The 25934-nt window shown below is 68.7% G+C and carries 23 protein-coding genes; 5 read left to right on the forward strand and 18 right to left on the reverse strand.

Features of this window, described 5'->3' with window-relative positions; translation table 11 throughout:
* Window positions 1–181: 181 nt before the first annotated feature.
* From ACSZL9_RS04025 to ftsZ, 4 genes are all read right to left on the reverse strand, one after another.
* Window positions 182–688, reverse strand: a complete 507-nt coding sequence (locus tag ACSZL9_RS04025) for a cell division protein SepF (RefSeq protein ID WP_446664180.1) — start codon at window positions 686–688, stop codon at window positions 182–184.
* A gap of 66 nt (window positions 689–754) precedes the next feature.
* Window positions 755–1465, reverse strand: coding sequence for a YggS family pyridoxal phosphate-dependent enzyme (locus ACSZL9_RS04030; RefSeq protein ID WP_446664181.1), 711 nt, complete (start codon window positions 1463–1465; stop codon window positions 755–757).
* 48 nt (window positions 1466–1513) lie between these two features.
* The gene (gene pgeF, locus ACSZL9_RS04035; protein WP_446664182.1) at window positions 1514–2257 is read right to left on the reverse strand and encodes a peptidoglycan editing factor PgeF; all 744 of its coding nucleotides are present in this window, start codon (window positions 2255–2257) and stop codon (window positions 1514–1516) included.
* Between the two features lie 127 nt (window positions 2258–2384).
* On the reverse strand, window positions 2385–3734 hold the full coding sequence (gene ftsZ, locus ACSZL9_RS04040; RefSeq protein ID WP_446664183.1) for a cell division protein FtsZ: 1350 nt from the start codon (window positions 3732–3734) through the stop codon (window positions 2385–2387).
* Between the two features lie 334 nt (window positions 3735–4068).
* Here ftsZ and ACSZL9_RS04045 point away from each other — a divergent pair, with 334 nt between their 5' ends.
* A complete protein-coding gene (locus tag ACSZL9_RS04045; RefSeq protein ID WP_446664184.1) occupies window positions 4069–5064 on the forward strand; it encodes a peroxiredoxin family protein in 996 nt (331 codons plus the stop codon).
* Window positions 5065–5147: 83 nt separating this feature from the next.
* Here ACSZL9_RS04045 and ACSZL9_RS04050 read toward each other — a convergent pair whose 3' ends face one another.
* The 3 genes from ACSZL9_RS04050 to ACSZL9_RS04060 all read right to left on the reverse strand — a co-directional run bounded on the left by ACSZL9_RS04050 (window position 5148) and on the right by ACSZL9_RS04060 (window position 7537).
* Window positions 5148–5825, reverse strand: a complete 678-nt coding sequence (locus ACSZL9_RS04050; RefSeq protein WP_446664185.1) for a hypothetical protein — start codon at window positions 5823–5825, stop codon at window positions 5148–5150.
* Window positions 5826–6036: 211 nt separating this feature from the next.
* Entirely contained in the window at window positions 6037–6624 is a 588-nt protein-coding gene (locus tag ACSZL9_RS04055) for a hypothetical protein (RefSeq protein WP_446664186.1), read from the reverse strand.
* A gap of 289 nt (window positions 6625–6913) precedes the next feature.
* Window positions 6914–7537 (reverse strand): LuxR C-terminal-related transcriptional regulator, encoded by a 624-nt coding sequence (locus ACSZL9_RS04060; RefSeq protein WP_446664187.1) that lies wholly within the window; start codon window positions 7535–7537, stop codon window positions 6914–6916.
* A gap of 157 nt (window positions 7538–7694) precedes the next feature.
* Between ACSZL9_RS04060 and ACSZL9_RS04065 the strand changes: the two genes are divergently transcribed.
* Window positions 7695–8216 carry a helix-turn-helix transcriptional regulator gene (locus ACSZL9_RS04065; RefSeq protein WP_446664188.1) on the forward strand — a complete coding sequence of 174 codons (522 nt, stop codon included), beginning with the start codon at window positions 7695–7697 and terminating at the stop codon, window positions 8214–8216.
* A gap of 91 nt (window positions 8217–8307) precedes the next feature.
* Here the strand turns inward: ACSZL9_RS04065 and murC are convergent, their stop codons facing one another.
* From murC to ACSZL9_RS04120, 11 genes are all read right to left on the reverse strand, one after another.
* A complete protein-coding gene (murC, locus tag ACSZL9_RS04070; RefSeq protein ID WP_446664189.1) occupies window positions 8308–9753 on the reverse strand; it encodes a UDP-N-acetylmuramate--L-alanine ligase in 1446 nt (481 codons plus the stop codon).
* A gap of 117 nt (window positions 9754–9870) precedes the next feature.
* Window positions 9871–10971: an undecaprenyldiphospho-muramoylpentapeptide beta-N-acetylglucosaminyltransferase gene (gene murG, locus ACSZL9_RS04075; RefSeq protein ID WP_446664190.1), complete on the reverse strand. Its 1101-nt coding sequence runs from the start codon at window positions 10969–10971 to the stop codon at window positions 9871–9873.
* Between the two features lie 165 nt (window positions 10972–11136).
* Window positions 11137–12378, reverse strand: a complete 1242-nt coding sequence (gene ftsW, locus ACSZL9_RS04080) for a putative lipid II flippase FtsW (protein WP_446664191.1) — start codon at window positions 12376–12378, stop codon at window positions 11137–11139.
* Window positions 12378–13823 carry a UDP-N-acetylmuramoyl-L-alanine--D-glutamate ligase gene (gene murD, locus ACSZL9_RS04085; RefSeq protein ID WP_446664192.1) on the reverse strand — a complete coding sequence of 482 codons (1446 nt, stop codon included), beginning with the start codon at window positions 13821–13823 and terminating at the stop codon, window positions 12378–12380. Before murD ends, ftsW begins: the two co-directional genes overlap by 1 nt.
* Entirely contained in the window at window positions 13816–14919 is a 1104-nt protein-coding gene (gene mraY / locus ACSZL9_RS04090; protein ID WP_446664193.1) for a phospho-N-acetylmuramoyl-pentapeptide-transferase, read from the reverse strand. The genes murD and mraY overlap by 8 nt, the downstream gene beginning before the upstream one ends.
* A 57-nt stretch (window positions 14920–14976) precedes the next feature.
* Window positions 14977–16386, reverse strand: coding sequence for a UDP-N-acetylmuramoyl-tripeptide--D-alanyl-D-alanine ligase (locus tag ACSZL9_RS04095; RefSeq protein WP_446664194.1), 1410 nt, complete (start codon window positions 16384–16386; stop codon window positions 14977–14979).
* Between the two features lie 7 nt (window positions 16387–16393).
* Entirely contained in the window at window positions 16394–18199 is a 1806-nt protein-coding gene (locus ACSZL9_RS04100; protein ID WP_446664195.1) for a peptidoglycan D,D-transpeptidase FtsI family protein, read from the reverse strand.
* A 360-nt stretch (window positions 18200–18559) separates the two neighbouring features.
* The gene (locus tag ACSZL9_RS04105; protein WP_446664196.1) at window positions 18560–19246 is read right to left on the reverse strand and encodes a hypothetical protein; all 687 of its coding nucleotides are present in this window, start codon (window positions 19244–19246) and stop codon (window positions 18560–18562) included.
* On the reverse strand, window positions 19243–20274 hold the full coding sequence (gene rsmH / locus ACSZL9_RS04110; protein WP_446664197.1) for a 16S rRNA (cytosine(1402)-N(4))-methyltransferase RsmH: 1032 nt from the start codon (window positions 20272–20274) through the stop codon (window positions 19243–19245). The genes ACSZL9_RS04105 and rsmH overlap by 4 nt, the downstream gene beginning before the upstream one ends.
* A 129-nt stretch (window positions 20275–20403) precedes the next feature.
* Window positions 20404–20838, reverse strand: coding sequence for a division/cell wall cluster transcriptional repressor MraZ (mraZ, locus tag ACSZL9_RS04115; RefSeq protein ID WP_446664198.1), 435 nt, complete (start codon window positions 20836–20838; stop codon window positions 20404–20406).
* A 119-nt stretch (window positions 20839–20957) separates the two neighbouring features.
* Window positions 20958–21188, reverse strand: coding sequence for a hypothetical protein (locus ACSZL9_RS04120; protein ID WP_446664199.1), 231 nt, complete (start codon window positions 21186–21188; stop codon window positions 20958–20960).
* A 63-nt stretch (window positions 21189–21251) separates the two neighbouring features.
* On the opposite strand from ACSZL9_RS04120, the gene ACSZL9_RS04125 reads away from it, so the two are divergent.
* From ACSZL9_RS04125 to ACSZL9_RS04135, 3 genes are read left to right on the forward strand one after another with little or no spacing between them, the layout of a single operon-like run.
* Complete coding sequence (locus tag ACSZL9_RS04125; protein WP_446664200.1) at window positions 21252–22265, forward strand: AAA family ATPase; 1014 nt, start codon at window positions 21252–21254, stop codon at window positions 22263–22265.
* Window positions 22265–23599, forward strand: a complete 1335-nt coding sequence (locus tag ACSZL9_RS04130) for a DUF58 domain-containing protein (RefSeq protein WP_446664201.1) — start codon at window positions 22265–22267, stop codon at window positions 23597–23599. The genes ACSZL9_RS04125 and ACSZL9_RS04130 overlap by 1 nt, the downstream gene beginning before the upstream one ends.
* Window positions 23596–25902: a transglutaminase family protein gene (locus tag ACSZL9_RS04135; RefSeq protein WP_446664202.1), complete on the forward strand. Its 2307-nt coding sequence runs from the start codon at window positions 23596–23598 to the stop codon at window positions 25900–25902. Before ACSZL9_RS04130 ends, ACSZL9_RS04135 begins: the two co-directional genes overlap by 4 nt.
* Window positions 25903–25934 lie beyond the last annotated feature (32 nt).

Consider the following 25934-nt stretch of genomic DNA (forward strand, 5'->3'; position numbering starts at 1 on the left):
GACTTCATTCTGCGGCATCGGCACGTGGTGTGCGAGCGCGGCCGTGGTGGCGTGTCACTCACACCGCCGCCGGGTCGCACGTATGCCGCGCCGGCGCACGCGCGATGGTGCGGTCAGGGGCAGCTGGGACCGACCGCCAACCCACTGACCGGATGCCACCGAGTGCTATCGAGCAGGTGGATCAGCTCTGGTTGAACAGGCCGCGGCCGCTCGGGCGGGCGGCTTCCGGGCCGCTGGTGGCGACCTCGATGCCGTGCGGCGAGAGCAGGAACACCTTGCTGGTCACGCGCTCGATGGTGCCGTGCAGTCCGAAGACCAGTCCGGCGGCGAAGTCGACCAGCCGCTTGGCGTCGGTGTCGTCCATGTCCGAGAGGTTCATGATGACCGGCACACCGCTGCGGAAGCTCTCGCCGATCTCCTTGGCCTCGTTGTAGGTGCGCGGGTGGATCGTGTTGATGCGGCTCATATCGCCGGCCTCCTGCGGATGCGATGCCGGGACAGCCGGCGAGGTGTGCAACTGAGTGACCGGTGCGGGCTCGCGATGCGTCTCCTCGGCGGGGTAGCCGCTGTCCTGCGCCTCGTCGTAGGCCTCCTCGGCCCACTCCCCGGCATACTCGTCCTCGCGGTAATGCGGGTCAGCCTCGGCCAAGCCGAGATATTCCATCGTCGCGCGCAGCTTCCCAGCCATGAATGTGCTCCTTCTCACCATGAGGCGGGACCAGCCTCTAAGGTGCTCGGTCGGTCGCGGACGACGCTACCGGGCAGTGGGGCGAGATCCGAGGATTGCGCTGCCGACACGCAGGTGTGTCGCGCCCGCAGCCACTGCCTGTTCGAGGTCGCCGCTCATCCCCGCGGACAGCTGATCGGCCTCCGGATGGTCAGCGCGTATGGCGCCCGCCACCTCCGCCAGCCGGGCGAACGCCTCGGCGGGATCGGCACCCAACGGAGCCACGGCCATGACACCGCGCAACCGCAGCGCCTCGGCCTCGGCGACCCGATCGGCGAGCGCCCTGGCCTCGGCCGGCGCGACACCGCCGCGTCCCGTCGCACCGGACAGGTCGACCTGCACCAGCACGTCGAGCGTGCGCTCCTGCGCGAGAGCGGCGCGGTCGAGGGCGCGCGCGATCTTCGCCCGGTCGACCGACTGCACGACGTCGGCGTAGCCGACCACGTGCGACGCCTTGTTGGACTGCAACTGCCCGATGAAGTGCACGGTGAGCTGCTCGCGGATCTGCGCGGGAATCTCGGCGAACTTCGCGCCGGCCTCCTGGTCGCGGTTCTCCCCCATGTCGGTGACCCCGAGTGCCGCGAGGTGCTCGACGTCCGAGACGGGGAAGAACTTGGTGACTGCGATCAAGGTCACCTCGTCGCGGTCACGCCCGGCGGCGGCGCAGGCGCGGTCGATCCGCTCGTGGACCTGCGCGAGGTTCGCGGCAAGTGCGTCGCGACGTTCAGCGTCATACATCTGCAATCACTGTCCCTTTGTGGTGATCGAGGTCCCCTCGATCCACTTCTACCGTGCTGCGCCGTCCCGCTGCACGATGATTCCCGCGAACCGGCCCGTCCGATGATCGCCCCGGTAGGAGAACAACCGGTCGCTCTCGCGCGTGCAGCCGGACACCCAGCGGGTGTCGACGCCCGCAGCGTGCAACTGCGCCACGACACCGCCGGCGACGTCGATCGCCGGGGTGCCGGTCCAGCTCACCGTGCGACTCTCCGGGGTGATCGCGGCGGCGTCCTCGCGCATCTGCAACGGAACTTCGTAACACCGTCCGCAGACCGAAGGTCCAATGATTGCAACGGGATTGGTCGCTCCGTGCTCGCTCAACCGCTCCAGCGCCCGATCCACGATGCGCGCCGTCATGCCCGGCCGTCCGGCGTGGACGGCGCCGATGACTCCGGCGTCGGGGTCGGCGAGCAGCACGGGTGTGCAGTCCGCGACGAGCACCGCGAGCGCGAGGTCGTCGGCACTGGTGACGATGCCGTCACCCGCAGGGTCGCGAGTGCCCTCCGCGTCGACGGACAGGACACGGTCACTGTGGGTCTGGTGCATGAAGACCAGATCGCGCGACGGGACCCCGACGGACGCGGCGACCAGCTCACGATTGCCGGTGACGTTGGCAGGATCGTCGCCGACCGCGCCGCCGAGATTGAGCGAGCCGACGGGACCGGCGCTCAGGCCGCCCTCGGTGTCGGTGAAGCCGACGTCGACGACCCGGCCGTGCGGCCCGGTCAGCTGGTCACGCCACCACCACATCGCCCGTCCTGTCTGTGCGGGATCCGTCCCGGCGGAATGCCGGAACGGCAGCCTCGGAGGCCCGGCGAGGCCTCCGCAGAGGCGCCGCCGGGCGAGAAACTTCGTGCAGCGACTCGTGCAGTGAGTGCTACTTCAGGAAGTCGGGGACGTCAAGGTCCTGGCCGTCGTCGAAGCTGACTTCGTTCGGCGGGCGGTTGCTCGGCGTCTGCTTCACCTCGCCCGGATTCGCGGCAGGCTGCGGGCGCTCGCCCTGCTGAGCCTGCTGCGGCCGGCTCTGCTGGGGCTGCCCCTGCTGCGGGGCGTTGCCGCCCTGCTGAGGCTGCGCCTGCGGCTGCTGGCCGGCCTTCTGACCGCCTTGTGCCGGGGCACCCTGCTGGCCACTGCCCTGTGCCGGCGCACCCTGCGGCTGGCCCTGCTGGGCGTCCTGCTGCGGTATGGCGCCGGTGGCCGCGGCCGGGGACTGCTGCTGCCGCGGGGCAGGTCCGCCTTGGATCTGCCCGAGCGCGCGCTCGTCGGTGCGCTTGTTGGGAGCGCCGCCCTCGAAGCCGGCGGCGATCACGGTCACGCGCACCTCGTCGCCGAGGGCGTCGTCGATGACCGCACCGAAGATGATGTTTGCCTCCGGGTGCGCGGCCTCCTGCACCAGGCGGGCAGCCTCGTTGATCTCGAAGAGGCCGAGGTCGCTGCCACCCTGCACCGACAACAGCACGCCCTGCGCGCCGTCGATGCTGGCCTCGAGCAGCGGGCTGGAGATCGCGAACTCGGCGGCCTGGACCGCACGGTCCTCGCCGCGCGCCGAGCCGATGCCCATCAGCGCCGAACCGGCGCCCTGCATGACCGACTTCACGTCGGCGAAGTCCAGGTTGATCAGGCCGGGTGTCGTGATCAGGTCGGTGATGCCCTGGACACCGGAGAGCAGCACCTGGTCGGCACTGTGGAAGGCGTCGAGCATCGACACGTTGCGGTCGCTGATCGACAGCAGCCGGTCGTTGGGGATGACGATCAGGGTGTCGACCTCGTCGCGCAGCGCGTTGATGCCGAGGTCCGCCTGGTTGGCGCGGCGACGGCCCTCGAAGGTGAACGGCCGGGTCACGACACCGATGGTCAGTGCACCGAGGCTCTTGGCGATCTTGGCGACCACCGGCGCACCGCCGGTGCCCGTGCCGCCGCCCTCGCCGGCGGTGACGAAGACCATGTCGGCGCCCTTGAGGACTTCTTCGATGTCCTCGGCGTGATCCTCGGCGGCCTTCTTGCCCACCTCGGGGTCGGCGCCGGCGCCCAGGCCGCGGGTGAGATCGCGACCGACCTCAAGCTTGACGTCAGCGTCACACATCAACAACGCCTGCGCGTCGGTGTTGATGGCGATGAACTCCACGCCCTTGAGACCGACCTCGATCATCCGGTTGATGGCGTTGACGCCACCGCCGCCGATGCCGACGACCTTGATGACGGCCAGGTAGTTCTGCGGAGTTGCCACGAGAAACGGCCTTTCCAGCGTTAGACGATGTGAAGCAAGCAAAAGTATGCCGAACTGCGATCGCCACGCCGGAACGCGGTCACCACACAGTCACCATGATCATGACGTTGATGGCGGCGCTGCCCTAATCGACACACCGTGGCGCGTCGGTCAACACCTCACGCAAGCAGCATTGCGGCATGCTACGCGCGAACACATGCGTGCGGCGAGTATCGACCTGAAGTTGACGGTGAGGAGGGTCGACACTGCGCCGATCGGGCATCCGTCAAGGTTGACCGCGGACCGGCGCCTTACTCATTAGGATTCGAGGCGTGAACGCATTGGAGACCGGGCGATGATCGACTGGATCGGCGCAACGCTCAGCTGGCTGACCGGGTTGGTGCTCGTGGCGAGCGGGGTGCTCAAGCTCGGCACCGCGAAGACGTTCCAGGTGACGCTCTCGCAGTTCGGACTCCCCCAGTGGACCTGGCAGGACCGACGGTTCGCCCAGGCATTCCCCTGGTGTGAGATAACTCTCGGCCTGGCCCTGCTCCTGCTGCCGGCTCCCGTGCAGCTGCTGCCCGCCGCGGCGATCCTCGCGCTGTTCGTCGCCTTCCTCGTGCTCGTCGTGCGCGTACGCCGTCGCCCGGCTCCGGTGTCGTGCAACTGTTTCGGTGGGCTGGGCGATGACACGGTCGACGCGCGCACCGTCATACGCAATGGAGTGCTGGTGGCGCTCGCGGTGGCAGCGCTGATCCTGCACCGGGCGCCGGCGAGCGTGGCGGCGGATCGGCTGGCCGGCTGGTGTTACCCACTCCCCGCGGTGCTCGCGCTCGCCGTTGCCGGTGGTCTGGTCGTATGGCGCTCCGTCGCCACCCGCCGCGAGCGCGCCCGGCTGATCCGCACGCTGACGGTGCAGGATGTCGACGGCAACCATCTGCCGATCACCGAGTTCCAGGACCCGCCGACGTTCCTGGTGTTCTTCTCGTCGGGATGCGGCGGGTGCCGAGCAATCGTCGAGCATTTCCGGTGGTGGCCGAACTTGCTCAAGGATGGCTACGACATTCAACCGGTCTTCATCGGAAGCCCGAGACAGTTCGAGGCGCAAGCCGAGTTCGCCGCTCTGGTCGATCACGCGTGGTATGCCGATCGAAGCCTCGCTCAGACGATGGGCATACCGTTCACGCCTGCAGTGGTGCTTATCGAGCCTGGGCACCCCTTGGGTCATCGCGTAACCGGCGGACAGGCAGCCATTCAGGAACTCGTTCTCAAGGACGGCTGGCGCGAAGAAGTCCTCGCGACAGCCGTTAGCGACGAGGCAGACCAGGTCAACGAAGACTCCACCAACTGACCAGGAGAGACTCGAAAAGGGACTGGGCGGGCACATCCCCGCAAGGGATGCGCCCGCCCAGCCTCGAACGGTGACCGTCTCGGTCAGAGGGCAAGCCCGGTCGCAACGTAGGTGACGGTGTTCGGGATAAGAGCCTGGTTCACGCTGTACACCGAGGTGCCGAGCAGGTTGAAACCGAAGCAGACCTGGCCGGGACACGTCTCTGTCTGCGGCGGTGTACCGCTACCGAGGATGTTGAGCACGAGGTTGTACTCGAAGCAGATGCTGGCCGGCTTGACCGGAGCGTTCAGCACGCCGCCGAGGATGTTGCCGTTCGGGAACTTGACGTCGGAGAACGTCGTGCCGACGTCCGCCAGCGTGGAGAGGCTCGCCGCCGAAACGCCGACCGGCAGACCGCTGGTGGTCGTGTAGGTGGCTCCGTCGCTCATTGTGAGCGTCGACGACGTGACGGTGAACAGCGACGCCTGCAGGAGTCCGTCCTGGCCGCAACCGGTGGTGAGGAAGTTGGCCACGAACGCACCCGCGATGATCGAGAGGTCAGCGGTGTTCGTGCCCTTGCTGAAGATACCAGTGCTCAAGGTGACCGCATTGGTGAGTGCTGCGGCGCAGTTCTCCGGGCAGGTCGGCGTGGTGCTGGCAGAAGCGGCGGGCGCGGCAGCGGCTGTTGCGATGACGGGGACCGACCACGCGGCGCCCTTGGCAACGGTGCGACGAGAAATCTTTGAACTGGATGTGGAATTGGAATTGCGGATATCGGACATCGGGTGTGTGCCTTCCGAGGTGACGTGAACGACAACGGCGCGATCACTGTGACCCCCGGCTCCGGAGTCTCCGCGTTCTCGCCACGGACGACAGTAGGAGTGATCTCCACCTCCCTCATGCGGACTAATCAGAAAGGACTATGAAAATTCACAGCAAAAAACCGACGGGGTCGTGACGAACCCGTCGGTTCCCGCCGCGGCGACCGGTCGGTCAGATCAGCCCCGCGCGACGTGCTCTGCTCTCCTCCGCCCGGCGTGCCGCATTGGTGCTGCCGCACACGCCGATGAGGCCTCCGCCGAGTGCGAGGCCGGTGTAGGAACCACTCGCCGTGTCATTGCGCTTGTTGGTGTTGTCGTTGCCGACTTCGTTCGCCAGGGTCAGCGTGAACCTCGTGAGGACCGCCAGGCTCGCGATCCCGAGGACCTGGAAGGTCACGTTGCCACCTGCCGGAATGGCGTTCGGGATCGTGATGGTCACGCGAGATGAGGACAGCACGTCGATCTGAACCAGGTCGTTCGGCGCGCCGATGCGGACATCGGCCAAACCGGAACCACGCAGCGTGTAGGTCGACCCCGCGTCGATCGCCTGGCCGACCGCAGTGACCGTGAATGTCGGGATCGACAGACCGATACCCGCGAACGTGGCGCCACCGCAGGCGTGCGAGATCACCACATCCCCCGCCTGGGCCGTGCTGGCCGATGCGGCCGGCGCTGCGGCCGCAGTCGCGATGACCGGCAACGACCACGCCGCACCCTTGGCGACGGTGCGACGCGAGACCGCGCTCTTCTCAATACCCACAGTGACAGAACCCCTTCGCAGAAATTGGCACCACCTGCCTTTGCGAAGAATGTCGCGAGCAGGTGGTGGTTACCGGAGAGGACACTAGAGGGCTCCATCGCCAACCTTTGGCGAATTAGTCAGCAAGGACTAGCTCTCGCCATACAGGCGGTTAATTGATTGATCCTTCTTCATTACCGCATCGTAACTTAGTTACTTTACCGGAGGTGCGAGCAGGACTGGTGCAACCCACCAGAAAGTACTAGGTCGACCGTCCACGTTCGCGCCCGCTGACAGCGGCGCGGCCGGGTCAGGGCAGGAGGGCACCGCGCGCACGCAGGTGCCGGGCGAGTTCGACGCGGTTGGCGGCGGTGCTGTTGACCTTCGCGCGGACATTGGCGAGGTGCACCTTCAAGGTGCGCTCACTGATCCCGAGCTCGGCAGCGACCAACGACCGTGGGACGTCGGCCAGCTCGACGAGGTAGGCGCGGCATACGCGTTGCTCGGCGGGAGTCAGCCGGATCGTCTTCGACTCCAGCTCGGGCAGCCACAACTCCCCCGCCGCGACGCGAGCCGCGGCGACGACCAGGTCACGCTGCGAACCGATCACCGACACGTAGCCGCGCAGTCCGGCATCGACCAGCTCCGCGACCGCGCCGCCGTGCAGATAGCCGCCCCAGGCCAGCGTGGGCACCACCCGCACGATCTCGCGCACGGCAGTCAGCCCCAGCGCGGGCAGATCGACCACCGCGACGTCGTATGTCGCCGGAGCGACGCCGTCCGAGCGCTCCTCGACGGCACCGAAGACGCCGGACGCGGTCAAAGTGGCAACCAGGGCCTCGCGATGTAGTGCACTGGGGCTGAGCACCACGACTCGCGGCTGAGCCGACGGACCCTGAGCTTCCGGGAATCGCGCCGGTTTGGCACTATTCATCACGACCTCCTCGTGATTGGACACCCTGGGCATCATGGCTCCCCGAACCTGCATCTACATTGTGCACAGTAGCCCGATAGTTGCACATGCCATCGAGAGTTCTTTGCACGAAGCTGGACGATTGGTAAGCCACTGCGGATACTCCTGGGTGCAGTTCGTGACCAAATGGGACTTCTCCGCAGCCGTCGTTGTCGTAGACGCATACTTGGACGATCACGTTCCGTTGTCGTTGAAAGTCCGGGCGTTGTATGACGTCGGAAGTAGCGCGATCATCGTCGGCGATCCCGATGAGCGACTACAGCACCGGACCGCACTCGAGGGCGGTCAACTGTGGCTCACTCCCGAGCTCGGCACAGCGGAGATCGCCGAACAGATCTGCACCGTCGCCGACGCCGATCGCCGGGACCGACCCGCGCTGGACGACGCCGGCCCGCGCTTCACCGACCGCGAGTTGCAGATCATGGCGGCATACACCAGCAGGCGTGCCCCGACCGCGAAGGCACTCGCCCGCAGTCTCGGGATCAGCATCGACACCACGCGCAGCCATCTGCGCTCGGGCCGTCGCAAGTATGAGAACGCCGGCGTCGACGTCGGCTCCCGGCAGCGCCTGCAACAGGCGCTGGTCGACGACGGTTACGTGGTCGACATCGACCGCTGGTCCGAACTCGCTCGCTGGTGAGGGTTTCGATACGGCTCCTCCGCTGCGCTCCCCCGCCTACTCAACCAGCTTGGGTAATGCGGTCCCCCGCTAGGGGGCCAGCTTCGGTTCCTCAGGGAGCCAGTGTGGCCAGCAGCCTCGGGCCGATCGTGGTGACGTCGCCGGCGCCGAGGGTGAGCACCAAGTCGCCGGGCCGGGCACGGTCCAGGACCGCCTGCAGTGCCTCGTCGAGTGTCGGCGCGTAAACGACATCGGCGTCCGTGACCTGATCCGCGACGAGCGCGCCGGTCACACCGGGGACCGGTGCCTCCCGCGCAGGGTAGACGTCCAGCACGATCGCCACGTCGGACAGTGACAGCGCGGCCGCCAGACCGGCCGCGGCGTGCTGGGTGCGGGAGAACAGGTGTGGTTGGAAGACCGCGATCAGCCGCCCGCCGTCCCGCAGCCCGAGACCGGCGCGGACCGCGGCGTCGAGCTTGTCGGGGTTGTGTGCGTAGTCGTCGATGACCCGCACTCCTCCGGCCTCACCACGCGGCTCGAGCCGTCGCGCCGATCCGGTGAACTCGGCGAGCGCCGGCACGACATTCTCCAGCGGCAACCCGAAGCCTTCACTGAGCGCGAGCGCGACGCCGGTGGCGTTCTGCAGGTTGTGGGCCCCGGGCACCTTGATGCGCAACGGGATGCGGCCACCGTCGGCGGGCAACAGCGTTGCGCCCCAGTCGAATCCGGTGCCTCCTTCGTCGACCAACCGCAGGTCTGCGTCTGCAGTCCAGCCGTAGGTGACGACCCGGCGGCCGAGCTCGCGGTGCCTGGCCGCAAGCGCCGCAGCACCCGGATCGTCCGCGCACGCGACGAGCAGGCCACCGTCACGGATGGTGTCGGCGAAGTCGGCATACGCCTGCTGCAGACGCTCGGAGGTGCCGTAGAAGTCCAGGTGATCGTCGCGGACGCTGGTCACGATGGCGACCTGCGGGTGGTAGACGACGAACGACCCGTCGCTCTCGTCGGCCTCGACGACGAACGAATCTCCTTGGCCCACACCGGAGTTGGCGCCGATACCGGCGATCGGAGCACCGATCGCGAAGGACGGGTCGGCACCGACAGTGCGCAACGCCACCGTCGCCATCGCGCTGGTCGTGGTCTTGCCGTTGGCACCGGCCACCGCCAAGGCGGCTCGGCCGGCCATCAGCACGCCGAGTGCCTGGGCGCGGTGCAGCACCTGCAGTCCGCGGGCTCGCACCGCGGCCAGCTCCGGGTTGTCCTCTGCGATCGCCGATGACACCACAACGACGGCGTCCTCCGGGATGCGTTGGGCATTCTCGGCGGTCTGGCCGACCCACACCTCCGCACCGGCAGCACGCAGCTCGTCCAGCACCGCGCTCTCCGCGCGATCCGACCCGGACACCCGCACGCCCGCCGCGAGCAGCAGCCGCGCGACGCCCGACATACCCGATCCGCCGATAGCGATCAGGTGCGCGGCGCGTATGTCGGCAAGGGCCGGCAACTGCGCCGCGAAGTCGAAGCGCCGGTTGACGCCGTCCGGTGTGTGGTCGGTCATGTCACCTGTCCTCGTGTTGAAAATCCTTGGTGGTGGTGTGGTTTCGACACGGCCTCCGCTAGCGCTCCGGCCTGCTCAACCACCTTTGTGGGCTGCCCCGCTGGCGCTCCGGCTTGCTCAACCACCTTGGGTGACGGCTTCTTCGATCATGTCGACCAACTTCTCGTCGGCGTCGCCGTGGCCCTGGCGACGCGCCGCCTCGGACATCCGGGCCAGCCGATCGCCGTCCTGGACGAGCGGAATCACTTCTCGTTGCAGGTAATCGACGGTGAAGTCGTCGTTGTCGACCAGGAGCGCTCCCCCAGCGCCGACGACGTCCGAAGCGTTGAGTCGTTGCTCGCCGTTGCCGACCGGCAGCGGCACGAAGACCGCGGGCAGCCCGATCGTCGAGGTCTCACACACCATGTTGCCGCCGGACCGGGTGATCACCAGATCGGCGGCGGCATAGGCGAGGTCCATCCGGTCGGCATACGGGAGGACGACGTATGCCGGATCAGCAGGGCCACCCTCCGGCACCGAGACCTCCTTGCCCTTGCCGGTGACGTGCAGCACCTGCACCCCGGCCGCGCGGAATGCCGCAGCGGACGCCGCCACCGGCTCGTTGACCCGCACCGCGCCACTGGACCCGCCGGTGACCAGCACCGTCGGCAGGTCGTCGCGCAACCCGAAGGTCGCCAGTGCCTCCGGGCGCAGGCCGGCACGGTCCAGCGTGGTGATCTCGCGGCGCAACGGCATCCCGATGACCTGCGCGTGCGGCAGCTTGGTGACCGAGAACGCTGTCGCGACGTGCTTGCTGAACCGCGAGCCGAGCTTGGTGGCCAAGCCGGCCAGGGCGTTGCCGTCATGGACCACGATCGGCACGTCCAGCTTGCGCGCGGCCATGAACGCCGGCGGACTGACGTAGCCGCCGAAACCGACCACCGCCTGGGCATCCACCTCGCGGACGATCGCGGCGGCGTCCCGGCGCGCCCGAGCAAACGTCATCGGGAAGCGCACCGCGTCGGCGTTGGGTCGCCGCGGGAAGGCCGCCTTGTCGACCAACCGCAGGTCGTATCCGCGCTCCGGCACCAGCGTCTCCTCCAGCCCGCCGTGCGACCCGAGGACGGTGATGCGCACGTCCGGGTGCCGGCGTCGCAGTGCGTCCGCGGTCGCCAGCAGCGGCGAGATGTGGCCCGCGGTGCCACCACCGGCGAGCAGGACGGACTTCACTGTGGACATCGGCTGACTCATGATCCCTCGTGCATCCTCGTGCCTGGAAAATGTGACGACTGTAAAAAGTGACGACAGTAGCGAGTTACTCGCCGATACCTGGCATTTCGGGCGAGTAACCCACGACAGTAGCGAGTTGTTCGTGCAGCACCGGCCATCGGGCGGGCAGACGGCTCAGCGGCGACCCACCGGCAGCACCGCCAGCGTCCGCTTGACCGCGCTCGGCCGGGCAGCCAGTGCCGCCTTGCAGGTCGGCTCGTTGCGGGCGAACGAGATCAGGATGCCGAGCGCGAGAAGTGTTGTCACCAGAGCGGATCCACCGGAGGACACCAGCGGCAACGGCACACCGATGATCGGCAACAGGCCGGTCACCGAGCCGATGTTGATCATCGCCTGCACCAGGATCCAGGCCATCACGCCGGCCGTGGCCAGCCGAACGAAGAAGTCCTTGCTGGTGACGATGAGCCGGTAGCAGGCGTAGCCGAGGGCGACATACAGGGCGATGACCGCGAGCGTGCCGGGCAGGCCGAGCTCCTCGCCGATGATCGCGAAGATGAAGTCGTTGTGCGCCTCCGGCAGCCACGACCACTTCTCCCGGCTGGCGCCGAGGCCGACGCCCCACCAGCCGCCGTCGGCCATGGCATAGAGCCCGTGGACCTTCTGATAGCAGCCAGCGGTGTGCTCGTTGATGCAGGTGCCCAGCCACGCGTCGAGTCGGCCGGTGCGGTTGCTGTTGGTGACCACGAATCCGGCAGTGACCGCAGCCGCGAGCGCACCGACAATGACGAACAGCCGCATCCGGACACCGGCCACGAAGAGCACGGCGCCCACAATCGCCGCCAGCACCATCGTGGTGCCGAGGTCGTGCCCCAGCAGCACCAGCCCGAGCAGCAGCCCGACCATCGGGAAGAGCGGGATGAGGATGTGCCGCCACTCGCCGAGCACCTTGCGCTTGCGGGTCAGGATCATCGCGGAGACCAGGATGATCGCGATCTTGCCCGCCTCGGACGGCTGCACGCTGAAGCTGCCCAGGCCGATCCAGTTGCGGTTGCCCTGCACCGTCCGGCCCAGCGGCGAGAAGACCGCCAGCTGCAGCAGCACCGCAGCGACGAACGCCGGCAGCGCGAACCACTTCCACAGGCGCACCGAAACCCGGCTGGCGATCACCGCTACGACGACGCCGATCGCGGCATACATGGCTTGGTTCTTGAAGACGGTGTATGACGAGCCACTCGACTGGTAGGACGTCACGCTCGAGGCGGACAGCACCATCACCAAACCGAAGAGCAGCAGCATCCCGGTGGAGCCGAGCAGCAGGTAGTAGGGCGCGACCGGTGACTCCAGCCGCCGCATCAGGCTCTTCGGCTGGAGCCGGGAGAGGTCGAACGCCTCGGAGGAGGAACTCGTGGAGCTCATCAGGAGTCGAGCTCGCTCACCGCGGCGGCGAAGGCATCGCCGCGCGCGCCGTAGTTGTCGAACATGTCCATCGAGGCGGCGGCCGGCGCCAGCAACACGACGTCCCCAGGTCGGGCGAGGGAGTGCGCGGCGCGGACTACCTGGGTCATGGCCCCAGTGTCGGTGCTGGCGATGTCGACGACCGGGACATCCGGCGCGTGTCGGTCTAATGCCTCCGCCAGCCGGGCCCGATCACGCCCGAGCAGCACGACACCGCGCAGGTGCGACGCTGCCGCACGGACGAGGTCGTCGACGTCGGCTCCCTTGAGCAACCCGCCGGCGATCCAGACGATGTTGTCGTATGCCGTGACCGAGCCCATCGCGGCGTCGGTGTTGGTGGCCTTGGAGTCGTCGATGAACAACACGTCACCAACCCGACCGAGGCTCTGCACCCGGTGCGGCTGCGGGCGGTAGGCGCGCAGGCCGGCCTGCACCGCGGCGGGGCTGACGTCGTAGGCGCGGGCCAGGGCGGCCGCCGCCAGGGCGTCGGCGATGTAGTGCGGTGCCGGCGGCGCACCGTCGATCGTCAGGTCCTCGATGGTGGCCAGCTCGGCGGCGGTCGTGCGCCGGTCCGGCACGAACGCGCGGTCGGCGAGCACGTCGTCGACGACGCCGAGCATCGAAATGTCGGGTGTGCCGGTGGTGAAGCCGATCGCACGGCAGCCCTCCACGACGTCGGCCTCGCGCAGCAGTTCCTCGGTCGTCGGGTCCTGCGCGTTGTAGACCGCGGCGACCTGGGTCCGCTCGAAGACTCGGCCCTTGGTGCGCCGGTATTCGTCATACGACCCGTGCCAGTCGATGTGGTCGGGTGCGACGTTCAGCAGGCACGAGGCGTATGGCGACAGGCTGCTCGACCAGTGGATCTGGAAACTCGAGAGCTCGACGGCGAGCACGTCATAGGGCTCCGGATCCAGCACCGCGTCCAGGATCGGCGTGCCGACGTTGCCGGCCGCGGTGGCGCGCAGACCGGCCGCTTGCAGGATCGACTCCAGCATCGTCACCGCGGTGGTCTTGCCGTTGGTGCCGGTGATGACCAGCCAGGGCGGTGCGTCCTCCGGTCGCATCCGCCAGGCCAGCTCGACCTCGCCCCACACCGGGATGCCCGCGTCGGCTGCAGCGACGAGGAACGCGTTGGTCGGCGGGACGCCGGGTGAGGTGACCACCAGCTGGGTGTCGGCCGGTGGTGCGCCCGGCACGTCGTCGCCGAAAAGCACTGTGACACCGAGCGTCTCGAGGATCTGCGCCCGCTTGTCCATCGTCTCGTTGCGATCGCGACTGACGACCGTGACGACGGCATCGCGTTGCATTAGCGCGTCGGCGGCAGCGAACCCCGACAGGCCCAAGCCGACGACCACGACGTGCTGTCCCGCCCAACGAGCATCCGACGTCGTGGGCTGGCTAGACAACGCCGCCCACGACCCACTCGGCGTAGAAGATCCCGAGACCGGCAGCGACGCACAGACCACAGATGATCCAGAAGCGGATCGTGACGGTGATCTGCTCCCAACCGAGCAGCTCGAAGTGGTGATGGATCGGCGTCATCCGGAACAGACGCTTGCCGACGCCGCCGTTGCTGGTCTTGGTCAGCTTGAAGTATCCGACCTGCAGGATGACCGACATCGTCTCCAGCACGAACAGGCCGCCGAGGATGATCACCAGCAGCTCGGTGCGGGTGGTGATCGCCAGGCCGGCGAGAGCGCCGCCGAGGCCGAGCGATCCGGTGTCGCCCATGAAGATCTTGGCCGGTGAGGCGTTCCACCACAGGAAGCCGAAGCAGGCGCCCATCACACAGGCGGCGACCACCGCCAGGTCGAGCGGGTCGCGCACGTCGTAGCACTTGGACGACGTGACGTATTGGCAGTTCTGGTTGAACTGCCACACGCTGATCAGCACGTAGGCGCCGAAGACCATCACGCAGGCACCGGTCGCCTGACCGTCCAGGCCGTCGGTGAGGTTCACGCCGTTGCTCGTGCCGGCGATCATCAGGTTGGCCCAGATCACGAAGAGGATGACGCCGAGCACGGTGCCGCCGGCCGCGAGGTTGAACCACGTGTCGCGCACGAACGAGATGCGGTAGCTGGCCGGGCTGATGCCGCCGCGAGAGAACTTGGTCGCCAGGATCGCGAAGATGACCGCCACCAGTGTCTGCCCGATGAGCTTCTCCGCGGACCGCAGGCCCAGCGAACGCTGGTGGGAGATCTTCAGCCAGTCGTCCAGCCAGCCCACGAAACCCAGCCCGACCATCAGGAACAGGACCAGGACACCCGACGCGGTCGGGGCGTCCCAGGTGAACAGGTGCGCCAGCACATAACCCAGGACGGTGCCGGCGATGATCACCGTGCCGCCCATCTGTGGCGTGCCGCGCTTGGTGTGGTGGCTCGTCGGGCCGTCGTCACGGACGAACTGGCCCCAGCCCTTGCGGACGGCGAGCGAGATGAAATAGCGGGTCCCGACCAACCCGATGATCAGCGCGACCAGCGTGCCGATGAGTACGAGCTTCACCGGAGCGCCTCTCGCCCGATCGGTGCCGAAAGCGGCGTCGTCGATATGCCCTGCGAACTACGCATGCGTCGATCCATCTTCCGACAAAAACCCACCTTGCTCGACAGTGATCCGGTCCCCGAGATAACGCAGGCCGGAGTCACGACTTGACTTGAAGAGTATGACGTCTGACGGCGCGAGAAGTTGCATCACCACGCGGTGTGCCTCCTCCACGTCGGCCGCCCGCTCGACGCGGACACCCGCGGACTCGGCCGCAGCCGCGATCGGCTCCGCACCGGCGCCGACGGCCACGACGGTGCCGATGCCCAGCTGCGCGGCGGCCGCACCCACGTCGTGGTGTGCCTGCGCGCTGAGCTCGCCCAGCTCGAGCATCTCGCCGAGCACGGCGATCGTGCCGCGGCCCTGGCCCATCCGCTGCAGCGCGTGCAGCGCAGCGCGCATCGAGTCCGGGTTGGCGTTGTAGGCGTCGTTGATCAGGGTCACCCCGCTCGGCAGCTGGTGGACCTCCATCCGCCAGCGGCTGACCGGTCGGGCTCCGGCGAGTCCGGCGGCGATCTGCTCGGGCGCGACGCCCAGCTCACGAGCCGCGACGGCGACCGCGAGGGCGTTGCCGATCTGGTGCTCACCGTGCAGGCCGAGCTGCACGCGCAGTGCGTCGACGCCGTCCAGACCGGTGATCGTGAACGACGCCCGGTCCTGCTCGTCGAGCGCCACGTCGACCGCCCGCACCTGCGCGTCGGCGCCGCGACCGACGGTGACCACGCGTGCGACGCTGCGGCGGACCATCGCGGCGACCCGCAGGTCGTCGGCGTTGAGCACGGCAAGACCGGTGGTGGGCAGCGACTCCACGAGCTCACCCTTGGTCTGCGCGATCGCCTCCACCGAGCCGAACTCCCCCACGTGGGCGGTGCCGACGTTGAGCACGATGCCGATCGACGGCGGCGCGATGTGGGTCAGGTAGGTGATGTTGCCGATGTTTGTCGCGCCCATCTCGGCGACCAGGAAGCGGGTCTGCGAAGTGACACGACATACGGTCAGCGGGACCCCGACCTCGGAGTTGTAGGACCCGACCGGCGCGACGGTCTCGCCCACCGGCGCCAGCACCTGCGCGAGCAGGTCCTTGGTGGAGGTCTTGCCCGAGCTGCCGGTGATGCCGACGATCCGCAGCGCCGGCGCCCGGTCCACGATCGCACGCGCCAGGTCGGCGAACGCCTGCTGCACGTCGTCGACCACGACGGTGGGTATGCCGGGCAACGGCCGTGATCCGAGCACGCCGACGGCGCCCGCCTCGACCGCGGATGCCGCGAAGTCGTGCCCGTCCGCGTGCTCGCCGACGCGGGCGACATACAGGCTGCCGGGTGCGGCCTCGCGCGAGTCGGTGACCACGGGCCCGTCGACCGTGCGGTCGTCACCGTGCAGAATGCCGCCGGTGGCTGCGGCTATGTCATGGAGAGTTATGGCGATCATCGGCTTGTCAGGGTCGGCTCTGCCCGGTCTGGTCTCGGCCGCCGGGCTGGTTCTTCGACGTGGTGCCTTCCGACGTGGTCTTGGAGGGGTCATAGGTGAGCGGGTAGGGCGCACGCTGCTTCCCGGTCGGCGGGACACCGCTGTGGGTCAGCGCGTAGCTCATCACCTTGGAGAAGACCGGGCCGGCGACGTCACCACCGAAGTGGCTGCCCTTGGTCGGTCGCTGCAGGGTGACCGCGACGATGTAGCGGGGGTTCTCCGCCGGCGCGAAGCCGATGAACGACGCCGTCACACCGTTGTAGCGGCCCAGACTCGGATCGTAGCGGTCCGCGGTGCCGGTCTTGCCGGCGATGGAGTAGCCGTCGACCGCTGCGGCCTTGGCGGTGCCGGTCTTGGAGATCACGCCCTCCATCATCTTGGTCAGCTGGCTCGCGGTGGACTTCTTGATGATCCGCTTGGCCTTACGGTCGTCCTGCGGCGCGGTGTAGTCGTCACCCTCCCCGACGCCCTTGACGAGCTTGACCGGCTCCTTGACGCCGCCGTTGGCGACGGTCGCGAAGACCGATGCCTCCTGGATCGCGGTGCTGGCTAGGCCCTGCCCGAACATCACGGTGAACCGCTGGGTGGCGCTCCAGTTCTTGTATGACGACAGCACGCCTTTGGACTCGCCCGGGTAGCCCAGACCGGAGGTCTGGCCGAGGCCGAAGTTGCGCAGGTAGTGGTAGAGCGTCCCCTTGTCCAGTTTGCTGCCCTCGAGCATGGTGCCGATGTTGGACGACTGCGACAGCACGCCGGCCAGTGTCAGGTGCTCGGTGCCGTGCACCTCGGCGTCGTGGAACGTCGTGCCCGCGCGGGTCAGCGTCGGCGGCACGACGACGTGCGAGGTCGGTGTCGCCTTCTTCTTGTCCAGCAGTGCGGCCATCGTGATGACCTTGCTGGTGGACCCGGGCTCGTAGGCCTGGGTGAACGGCTTGGACTGCAACTCGCCCTTGCTGGCTCCGGCGAGGTTGTTGTTGTCGAAGCTGGGGTAGCTCGCGACCGCCTTGAGGTTCTGCTTGGTGTCCATGATGACGACCTCGCCGGACAGCGAGCCGGACTTCTTCACGGCGTCGGCGATGGCGTTCTGGGAGTACCACTGCAGGTCGTTGTCGAGAGTGAGCTTGACGTTCTCGCCGTCGACCGCCGGGGTGTCCTGGTTGTCGGCGGTCGCGATCGCGGTGCCGTCGGGCGCCTGCTCGTAGACGTGCTTGCCGGGCGTGCCGTTGAGCACCTTCTGCTTCATCTGCTCCACACCGGCGCCGCCCTTGCCGTCGCCGCCGACCCACCCCAGCAGTGGCGCGATGGACGTGCCCTGCGGGTACTGCCGGTCGGTGCTGGTCTCGCTGGTCACGCCGGGGATGCCGAGCTCGGCGATGCGACGCCACTGCCGCGGGGTGATGTTCTTGGTCAGGTAGGTGAACTGCGACTTCTTCTTGTATGCCGACTTCATCGCGTCCAGCAGCGGCTGCGGCTCGATGCCGATGGCGTCCGCGATGTCGGTCGCCGCACCGGCCAGCCCGACCTTGACGACCTGACCGTCGATCCGCTTCTTGTAGGTGACCGTCGCCGTCGGGTCGTCGACCACGTTGTAGCGGTCGACACTCGAGGCGAGGACCGTGCCGTTCGCGTCGACGATGGAGCCGCGCAGCGCCGGCAGCACCGTCGTGCGCAACCGTGACTGGATGGCCTTGGCCGACACGCTCTGCGCATCCAGGCCCTGGATGCGCAGCAGCTGCGCGCCGAACAGGCTGAAGACGATCAGCGTCGCGATCATCAGCAGGCGGGCTCGCCGCCGCGGGTGGCCGACTCCCAGAGCGACGGGGCGACGGGGCCGCGGCGGCGGTGTGCCGGTCGAGCGAGTTGCCCGCGGCCGGCCGGGGCCCTGATTGCGTACAGCCTGATTGCGTGCAGCCTGGTCACGCGCCGCCTTGTTGCGGGCGGCGTGCTGCTCACCGCGAGCCCGCGCTGCGCGGGTGCGCGCCGTGTCACGCTTGCCGGCGGCCGCCCGACCCGAGTTGGTGCCGGTGCTCCTGCCGGAGCTTCTCGCGCCGGATCCCCGAGACGAACCGCTGGGACGCGTCGATCGCGCACCGGGGCGTCGGGACGTGGTCACTATCTACCTCGCGATGATCGGCTACTTCTGGGCGGCGGCTGCGGTGTCGGACGTGCCCTTGTCCTTGGCGGCAGTCTTCGACGACTTCTTGTCAGGCTTGCCGGCCTTGTCGGGCTTGTTGGATTTGCTGGATTCAGTGGACTTCTCGGCCTTCGCCTTGGTCACCTTCAAGGTCGGGGGCTTGGTCACCAGCAGCCCCTCGGAGGCGGCACTGACGGCCGTGCCCGCAGCCCGCGAGGCGGGTGTCGACGGCAGCGTGCCCACCGTAAACGTGTCGTCCTTGGTCGGGCGTTTCGCCACGCCGAGCACCGTGCCATCAGCCTTGCGCACGTAGCGGATCTTGGTGGCCGGAGCCAGGCCCATCTTCTGCGCGCGCAGCGCGAGCTGCTGCGGGGCGGACTGTGCGTCGATCTCGCTGGACAGCTGCTGCTGCTCGTCGGTGAGCGCCGCGGACTTGGCCTGCAGCTTGTCGATCGCGAAGGACTCCTGCGCCCGGTTGGTGTTGAGCAGCAGCAGGGCCAGCAGTCCGCCGACCAGCAGCACCACGCACAGCACGACGAAGCCGACGCCGGCGTGCTCCGCGGTGTCCTTGGTCTGGACGACCTGCAACCGTGGGGTGCTCGACTCGGCGGCGCGGGGCGCGCGAGTCGGTCGGGCGGTGCGGGCGGCCTTGGTGGCAGGCCGTGGGAGCGCGGTCAACTGACTCATCGACGGAGTCCCTTCGTCCTTGATTGCTGGACCCCACGGTTTGTGGGGAGGATACGTTCGGCGGCGCGGAATCGTGCGGACGCCGCGCGCGGATTGGCGGTTATTTCTGCCTCCGTCGGCTGCTCACCACCGCGGGTGAGCAACTTCAGGTATGGCGCGTGCTCGGGCAGCTCGACCGGCAGCCCGGGCGGAGCGGTGCTCTTGGCTCCTGCGGCCAGTGCCCGTTTGGTGATGCGGTCCTCCAGCGAGTGGTAGGACAGCACCGCGATCCGCCCGCCGACGGCGAGCGCCTCGATCGCCGCGGGCAGCGCGTCCTCCCACGCGGCGAGTTCGCCGTTGACCTCGATGCGCAGCGCCTGGAAGGTGCGCTTGCCCGGGTGCCCTCCGGAGCGCTGGGACGCCGCCGGGATCACCCGGCGCAGCAGCTCCACCAGCCGCGCGGAGTCGGTGAACGGCTGCTGCTCGCGCTCCCGCACGATCGCGCCGGCGATCTTGCGGGCGAAGCGCTCCTCGCCATACACGCGCAGGATGCGGGTGAGGTCGGCAGCGGAGTAGCTGTTGAGGACGTCGGCGGCGGTCGGGCCGGTGGTCTGGTCCATGCGCATGTCCAGCGGTGCGTCGACGCTGTAGGCGAAGCCGCGGTCGGCCTCGTCCAGTTGCAGCGAGGAGACGCCCAGGTCGAAGAGTGCGGCGTCGACCGAGGTGACGCCGAGCTCGGCGAGTGCGTCGATCGCGTCGTCATACACGGCATGCACGGGGCGGAAGCGGTCGCCGAACGGCGCGAGCCGCTCCCCCGCCAGCCGCAACGCGTCGGTGTCGCGGTCGACGCCGTATGCCGTTGCCTGCGGGCACGCCGCCAGGATGGCTTCGGTGTGCCCGCCCATGCCGAGGGTGCCGTCGAGGAAGACGGCGCCGGGGTGGTCGAGTGCCGGAGCGAGCAGGTCGGTGATGCGGGCGGCGAGCACCGGCGTATGCCGGTCGGCTGCGCCTCGTTCGCTCACACCCGTCTCCTTCTGCGCGATCGTCATGTCTGCCTTCGGTGATCCCGGCGGTTTTCTGAGCCTTGGTCCCCAGCCGCTCGCAGTCCTGGTGGTGAGTCCGGCACCGGGGAAGGTGCGCCGGAATCGCCTGTGGAATAAGCGGATGGAGGCCGAGGATCAGAACAACCCGCCAGGGATCACCTCCTCGCCCTGATCGGCGAAGTCGTCCTCGGTCGCTGCGAGGAAGTCGTTCCAGGCCGCGGTGTCCCACACCTCGACCCGGTTGCCGGTGCCGATGACCGTGCACTCCTTGGAGAGGCCGGCGTAGTCACGCAGCACCGCGGGAATCGTCACGCGCCCCTGCTTGTCCGGGATCTCGTCGGACGCGGCCGACAGCAGCACGCGCTGGAAGTTGCGGACGGCGCGGTTGGTCACCGGGGTGTTGCTCATCTCCGCCGTGAGCCGCTCGAAGTCGGACATCGCGAAGACGTAGAGACAGCGCTCCTGGCCACGGGTGATGACCAGACCGCCGGCGAGCTTCTCGCGGAACTTCGCGGGCAGGGCCAGCCGGCCCTTCTCGTCCAGACGAGGTGTGTGCGTGCCGAGAAACATGCACCGCACCTCCTCCATCTGCGCCGCTGCTCACCAACTGCCCCCACTCTACTCCACTTCTCCCCACATGTCGTCCCCCACGAACCCCGCCGGAGCTCAGATTCGGGCATTTGCGCAGGTCAGCGGCGGTGGGTGGAAGTGGGGAGGCAGGCGGCGGCCCAGGGCGTTCTGGTCTGGTCGGTCACGCGTTCGCCACGGGCCGGCAGCGCGGCATACGCCGAAAACCCACGTGATTGCGGCGCCGACCGGTGACCGACCGGTGCGAACCGGGTCGCCGGAGGCGTCCGCTCGACGGGTCGTGGGGAGAAGTGGGGAGACCCGGCGAGCGCGCCCGCTGTGGCGACGGTCACGATTGGTATGCGTCGTTGACCGAATCAGATGACCGATGGACAGCCATCAGGCAGGATCAAGACATGTCCTCCACTACCGACACGGACCCCCGCACCCCGGAGTCCGGTGCCGCAAGCGACCAGCCCACCTCGATCGACGACGTGCAGCGGGTCGCGGCCGACATTCATCGCGCGGTCTCCTCGGTGATCGAGGGCAAGTCCGACGTCATCACGACCGCGGTCGTGGTGCTGCTCGCCGGCGGGCATCTGCTGCTGGAGGACGTGCCGGGTGTCGGCAAGACGATGCTCGCGAAAGCGCTTGCCCGGTCTATCGATTCGCCGATGCGGCGCATCCAGTTCACCCCGGATCTGCTGCCCAGTGACGTGACCGGGGTGAGTGTCTTCAACCAGGACTCACGCAGCTTCGAGTTCCGGCGCGGCGCGATCTTCGCCAACATCGTGGTCGGCGACGAGATCAACCGCGCCTCCCCCAAGACCCAGTCGGCGCTGCTGGAGTGCATGGAGGAGGCGCAGGTCACCGTCGACGGCGACACCTACCGACTTGCCGAGCCCTTCATGGTCATGGCGACCCAGAACCCCATCGAGATGGAGGGGACCTACCCGTTGCCGGAGGCGCAGCGCGACCGTTTCATGGCCCGCATCTCGATGGGCTATCCGACAGCGACCGCCGAGCTGGAGATGCTCGACGTGCACGGCGGCGTCTCACCCCTGGACCGGCTCCGGCCGGTCGCCGACGGCGCCACCGTCCAGCGAATGGCGAACCGGGTCACCGAAGTACACGCCAGCCCGGCCCTGCGGCAATACATCGTCGACATCGCGGGCGCGACCCGCGGCAGCAGCGCGCTGCGGCTCGGTGCCTCCCCGCGCGCGTCGCTGCAACTGCTGCGCGCAGCACGGGCGACAGCCGCGCTGGCCGGTCGTGACCACGTCATTCCCGAGGACGTGCAGCGCCTCATCGAGCCGGTGCTCGCCCACCGGGTGATCCTTTCCAGCGACAACCAGCACTTGCACCGCGGTGTCGGCGGGGTTCTCGCCGAGATCGTCCGACGAGTGGCGGTCCCCACCGGTCCGCGCTGATGGCTGCACCACGTCGGCACACCTTCACCGGCATGGGCCGGGGTTTCCTCACGTCCGGCATCGTGCTCGGCGCAGCCGGCCTCTTCCTCGGCTTCGAGGACATCGTGCGCGTCGGCGTGCTGCTGATCGTGCTCGCCCTGCTGGCGCTCGTCTTCGCCCGACGAGCTGCGCCACGCATCGAGGTCCAGCGCACCGTGACACCACCCACCGCCATACCCGACGAACGCACCGAGGTGGTGGTGCGATTCACCAACGTCGATCGCCGTTCGAGCCGGGTCTACCTCGCCGAGGAGCGCATCGACTACGTGCTCGGTGACCGGCCGCGTTTCGTGGTCGCCAAGCTCGAGCCCGGAGCGTCACGCGAGGTGTCGTATGTCGTGCGCAGTCACCTGCGCGGGCGCTACACGCTGGGGCCGGTCACGATGACGCAACGCGACCCCTTCGGACTGACCCACGTGACCGGTGCGCTGCCACGGACCGACGAGCTGCTCGTCCTCCCCCGCGTCGTGCCACTCGGTGCGACCCAGCCGCCCGGGTCCGGCATCGGCAACGACGGGGAGACGCCGCAGATGGTGGCCCTGCACGGCGATGACGACGTCAGCATCCGGACCTATCACGACGGTGACGACCTGCGGAAGGTCCACTGGCCCGCCACGGCGCACCGCGGCGAGCTGATGGTCCGCCAGGAGGACCGGCCCGCCCGCCGCTCGGCGCTGGTGCTGCTGGACCCACGCGCGTCGGCACACGGCGGCACCGGCGCAGCCAGCTCCTTCGAGTGGGCGGTCAGCGCGGTGGCGTCGATCGTCGTCCGGCTGGACGAGCTCGGCTACCGCACCCAACTGGTCACGCGGGAGGCCCTGCACGCATCGCACTACGACCTGATCGACGTGCCCACGCCACAGATGGTGCAGGACCTGGCGTCGGCCGCACTCGGCACCGACGAGGAGTTCGCCCGCGTGCTGTCGGCCGGCAACGACCGCATCGGCTCCGGCGGGCTGGTGACCGCCGTGGTCGCCGCCGGTGGCGACGGTGCCGGAACAGCCGGCGACGGGGCCGACACAGCTGCCGACACCGGTCGCGCCGACAACATCGCCAGCCAGCTCGCCGGGTTGCGGCAGCCCGGTGCGGCCGCGCTCGGCTTCGTGCTCGACAGCGCCACCTTCGCAGGCGGTGCCGGTGGTGCCGCCGGTGAGCCGAGCCGGGCCGCCGTACGACTGCGCGACCGACTCGCCGCCGCCGGCTGGCGCGTGGTCATCGTCAACCCGAAGCTGCCCATTGAGCAGGCGTGGACCACGGTCACCAACAAGGCACTCGTCCAGGTGGGTTCGCTGTGATCGCGCGGGCACGGCTCAGCGAAACCGCGCTGGCAGTCGTCGGCTCGGTCGTCGCCCTGTGGCCGCTCACCACCTTGCTGGAGGGCGGCGCGTGGCTGTGGGCGCTGGTGCTGTTGTGCGGTTTCGTCGGACTGGTCGGTGCCGGCATGCGCACCGTGCGCGCGCCTGCGAGCGCCGTGCTGCTGGTCCAGGTCGTCGCACTCCTCGTGGTGGTCGCACTGCTCAACCTGCAGGGACACCTGGACTCGACATTCGCTTCCGGCGTACACGACCTGGTGGTGGAGGCCAACGACACCGTCCGCAAGTCCGCGGTGCCTGCTCCCGTCACGCCGGGGCTGCTGATGATGCTCGAGCTCATCGTGCCGGGCCTGGCGATCGCGGTGGACTTCCTGTCGGTGACGTCGCGCCAGCCGGCCCTGGCCGGCGTGCCGATGATGATCATCTACATGCTGTCCACGTCCAACACGGGGACGGCGCTCAACCCGGTCTTCTTCATCCTGCTGGCCGCAGCATGGCTGACCATGCTGGCGCACGGCAGCGGCGTCCTGGTGCGGGGCTGGTCCTCGGTCCGGGCACGCGCCCTCACCCCGACCCTGCACGAGGATCAGCTCGGCATCACCGGCCTGTCGTCCACCGCGCGCACCATCGGCATCGCCACCATCGTGCTGGCGCTGATCGTGCCGGTGCTGCTCCCCCATCCCGAACCGCATTACTTCGCCAAGGGGCTCGGCCGCGGTGGCAACGGTGGCGGCGACGGTGTCGTCGCGTTCAGCACGACGGTCAGTCTCGCCAGGGACCTGCGCAGCACCGACGGCAGTCCGGTGCTGACCTTCAAGACGACCGACCTGGCCCCGCCGCCGTTGCGAGTCACCGCCGGCGGTGACTACTCCGACGGTGAGTGGAGCGATTTCCCCGGGGCATCCGGCCTGACCGTGGGCACGGACGGCAAGCCGCTGCCGCCGCCCGTCGGCGAGACGAAGTCCGACGACGCGTATGTCGAGCACATGAAGGTCACCGACAACACGATGGCCGCGCCCAACGTGCCGGCGCCGTTCCCGCTCGAGTCGGGCGATTTCGGGCAGACCGGTTGGGGCTACTCGCCGTCGACCCAGCAGCCCTACGTCACCGGCGAGGCGAAGTCCTACGAGGTCGACTACCGGATCCCGCAGAAGGACGGCTACCGGACCGGAGCGCCGGCGGACAAGAAACGGTTCGCCGACACGCTCACCCTGGACAAGGCTTCGGCGTCCCGGATCAAGGCCCTGGCCGCAAAGCTCGGCGGCAAGAACTCCTTCGACCAGGCGGTCCGGATCCAGGACTACCTGCGCGGCGACGAATTCACCTACTCGCTGCAACTGGCGGCTCGCCGCACCGTCAACGGCAAGACGCTGGACCCGCTGTCCAACTTCCTGGTCACCAAGCAGGGCTATTGCACGCAGTTCGCGACCGCGATGATCATGCTGGCGCGGGCGGACGGCATACCCGCTCGGATGGCGCTCGGATTCCTGCCCGGTGTGCCGTCGGCGACCGACGTCTACACCGTCGTGCAGTCCAACGCGCACGCCTGGCCCGAGCTCTACCTGCGTGGGCTCGGGTGGACCCGCTTCGAGCCGACCCCGGCGACGCGCACCGGCGCCCCGCCGACCTACACCGACCAGGAGACCGGGGCCAACGGCGGCGGCCGCGTGCCGTCGGCCTCGTCGGCACCCTCGTCCTCTGCCTCGGCCGCTCCGTCGTCGAGCTCGGCGGAGCCGACCGCGGCCGCGGCGCCCGCAGCCACCGGCCAAGGGCACACCGACTGGATGCGCACCGTCCTGGTTGTGCTGGCGGTGCTGATCGTCGGACTGCTCGGAGCACTCGTGCTGCCGCTGCTGGCGCGCCGGCACCGGGAGTCGATCAGTGCGCGGCTGCGCGAGCACCGGCCGGTGGAGGCACAGTGGCAGGTGCTGCAGACCAGGCTCGGTGACCTGGGCATCCCGCCGCCGGACGAGGAGCGCTCACCACGTGCGACCGAGCGCTACTACCGGTCCCGTGCCGCACTTCCCCCGTCCGGTCTGGAGGCGCTGCACAGCGCCGTGCAGACCCTGGAGCAGGAGCGGTATGCCGCACCCGGCACCGCGCCCACGTCGATCGACCCCCAGTCACGGGAGATCCTCGACGGCATCCGCCGGCAGCAGTCCTGGCCGCAGCGGATCGGGTCGACGATCCTGCCGAGCTCCGGACGTGCGGTGCTCCGGCGTGGTCTCGGTCGCATCGTCCGGTGGCCGGCGCGGCTGAGCGGCATACGCCTGCGGCGGCGCTGAGGAACGCCCCGCTACAAAACCGGCGACCGTTG

It is taken from the genome of Flexivirga sp. B27 (assembly GCF_052905685.1).

Coding starts and splice junctions, on each gene's coding strand:
- ftsW (WP_446664191.1), bottom strand. CDS start 12,378: ATGAGCTCCACGAGTTCCTCCTCCGAGGCGTTCGACCTCTCCCGGCTC.
- ACSZL9_RS04050 (WP_446664185.1), bottom strand. CDS start 5,825: ATGTCCGATATCCGCAATTCCAATTCCACATCCAGTTCAAAGATTTCT.
- ACSZL9_RS04030 (WP_446664181.1), bottom strand. CDS start 1,465: ATGTATGACGCTGAACGTCGCGACGCACTTGCCGCGAACCTCGCGCAG.
- ACSZL9_RS04060 (WP_446664187.1), bottom strand. CDS start 7,537: ATGAATAGTGCCAAACCGGCGCGATTCCCGGAAGCTCAGGGTCCGTCG.
- ACSZL9_RS04095 (WP_446664194.1), bottom strand. CDS start 16,386: ATGATCGCCATAACTCTCCATGACATAGCCGCAGCCACCGGCGGCATT.
- ACSZL9_RS04100 (WP_446664195.1), bottom strand. CDS start 18,199: ATGATCGCGACGCTGATCGTCTTCAGCCTGTTCGGCGCGCAGCTGCTG.
- mraZ (WP_446664198.1), bottom strand. CDS start 20,838: ATGTTTCTCGGCACGCACACACCTCGTCTGGACGAGAAGGGCCGGCTG.
- murC (WP_446664189.1), bottom strand. CDS start 9,753: ATGACCGACCACACACCGGACGGCGTCAACCGGCGCTTCGACTTCGCG.
- ACSZL9_RS04025 (WP_446664180.1), bottom strand. CDS start 688: ATGGCTGGGAAGCTGCGCGCGACGATGGAATATCTCGGCTTGGCCGAG.
- ACSZL9_RS04045 (WP_446664184.1), top strand. CDS start 4,069: ATGATCGACTGGATCGGCGCAACGCTCAGCTGGCTGACCGGGTTGGTG.
- murG (WP_446664190.1), bottom strand. CDS start 10,971: ATGTCCACAGTGAAGTCCGTCCTGCTCGCCGGTGGTGGCACCGCGGGC.
- rsmH (WP_446664197.1), bottom strand. CDS start 20,274: ATGACGATCGCGCAGAAGGAGACGGGTGTGAGCGAACGAGGCGCAGCC.
- ACSZL9_RS04130 (WP_446664201.1), top strand. CDS start 22,265: ATGGCTGCACCACGTCGGCACACCTTCACCGGCATGGGCCGGGGTTTC.
- ACSZL9_RS04125 (WP_446664200.1), top strand. CDS start 21,252: ATGTCCTCCACTACCGACACGGACCCCCGCACCCCGGAGTCCGGTGCC.
- ACSZL9_RS04105 (WP_446664196.1), bottom strand. CDS start 19,246: ATGAGTCAGTTGACCGCGCTCCCACGGCCTGCCACCAAGGCCGCCCGC.
- pgeF (WP_446664182.1), bottom strand. CDS start 2,257: ATGTGGTGGTGGCGTGACCAGCTGACCGGGCCGCACGGCCGGGTCGTC.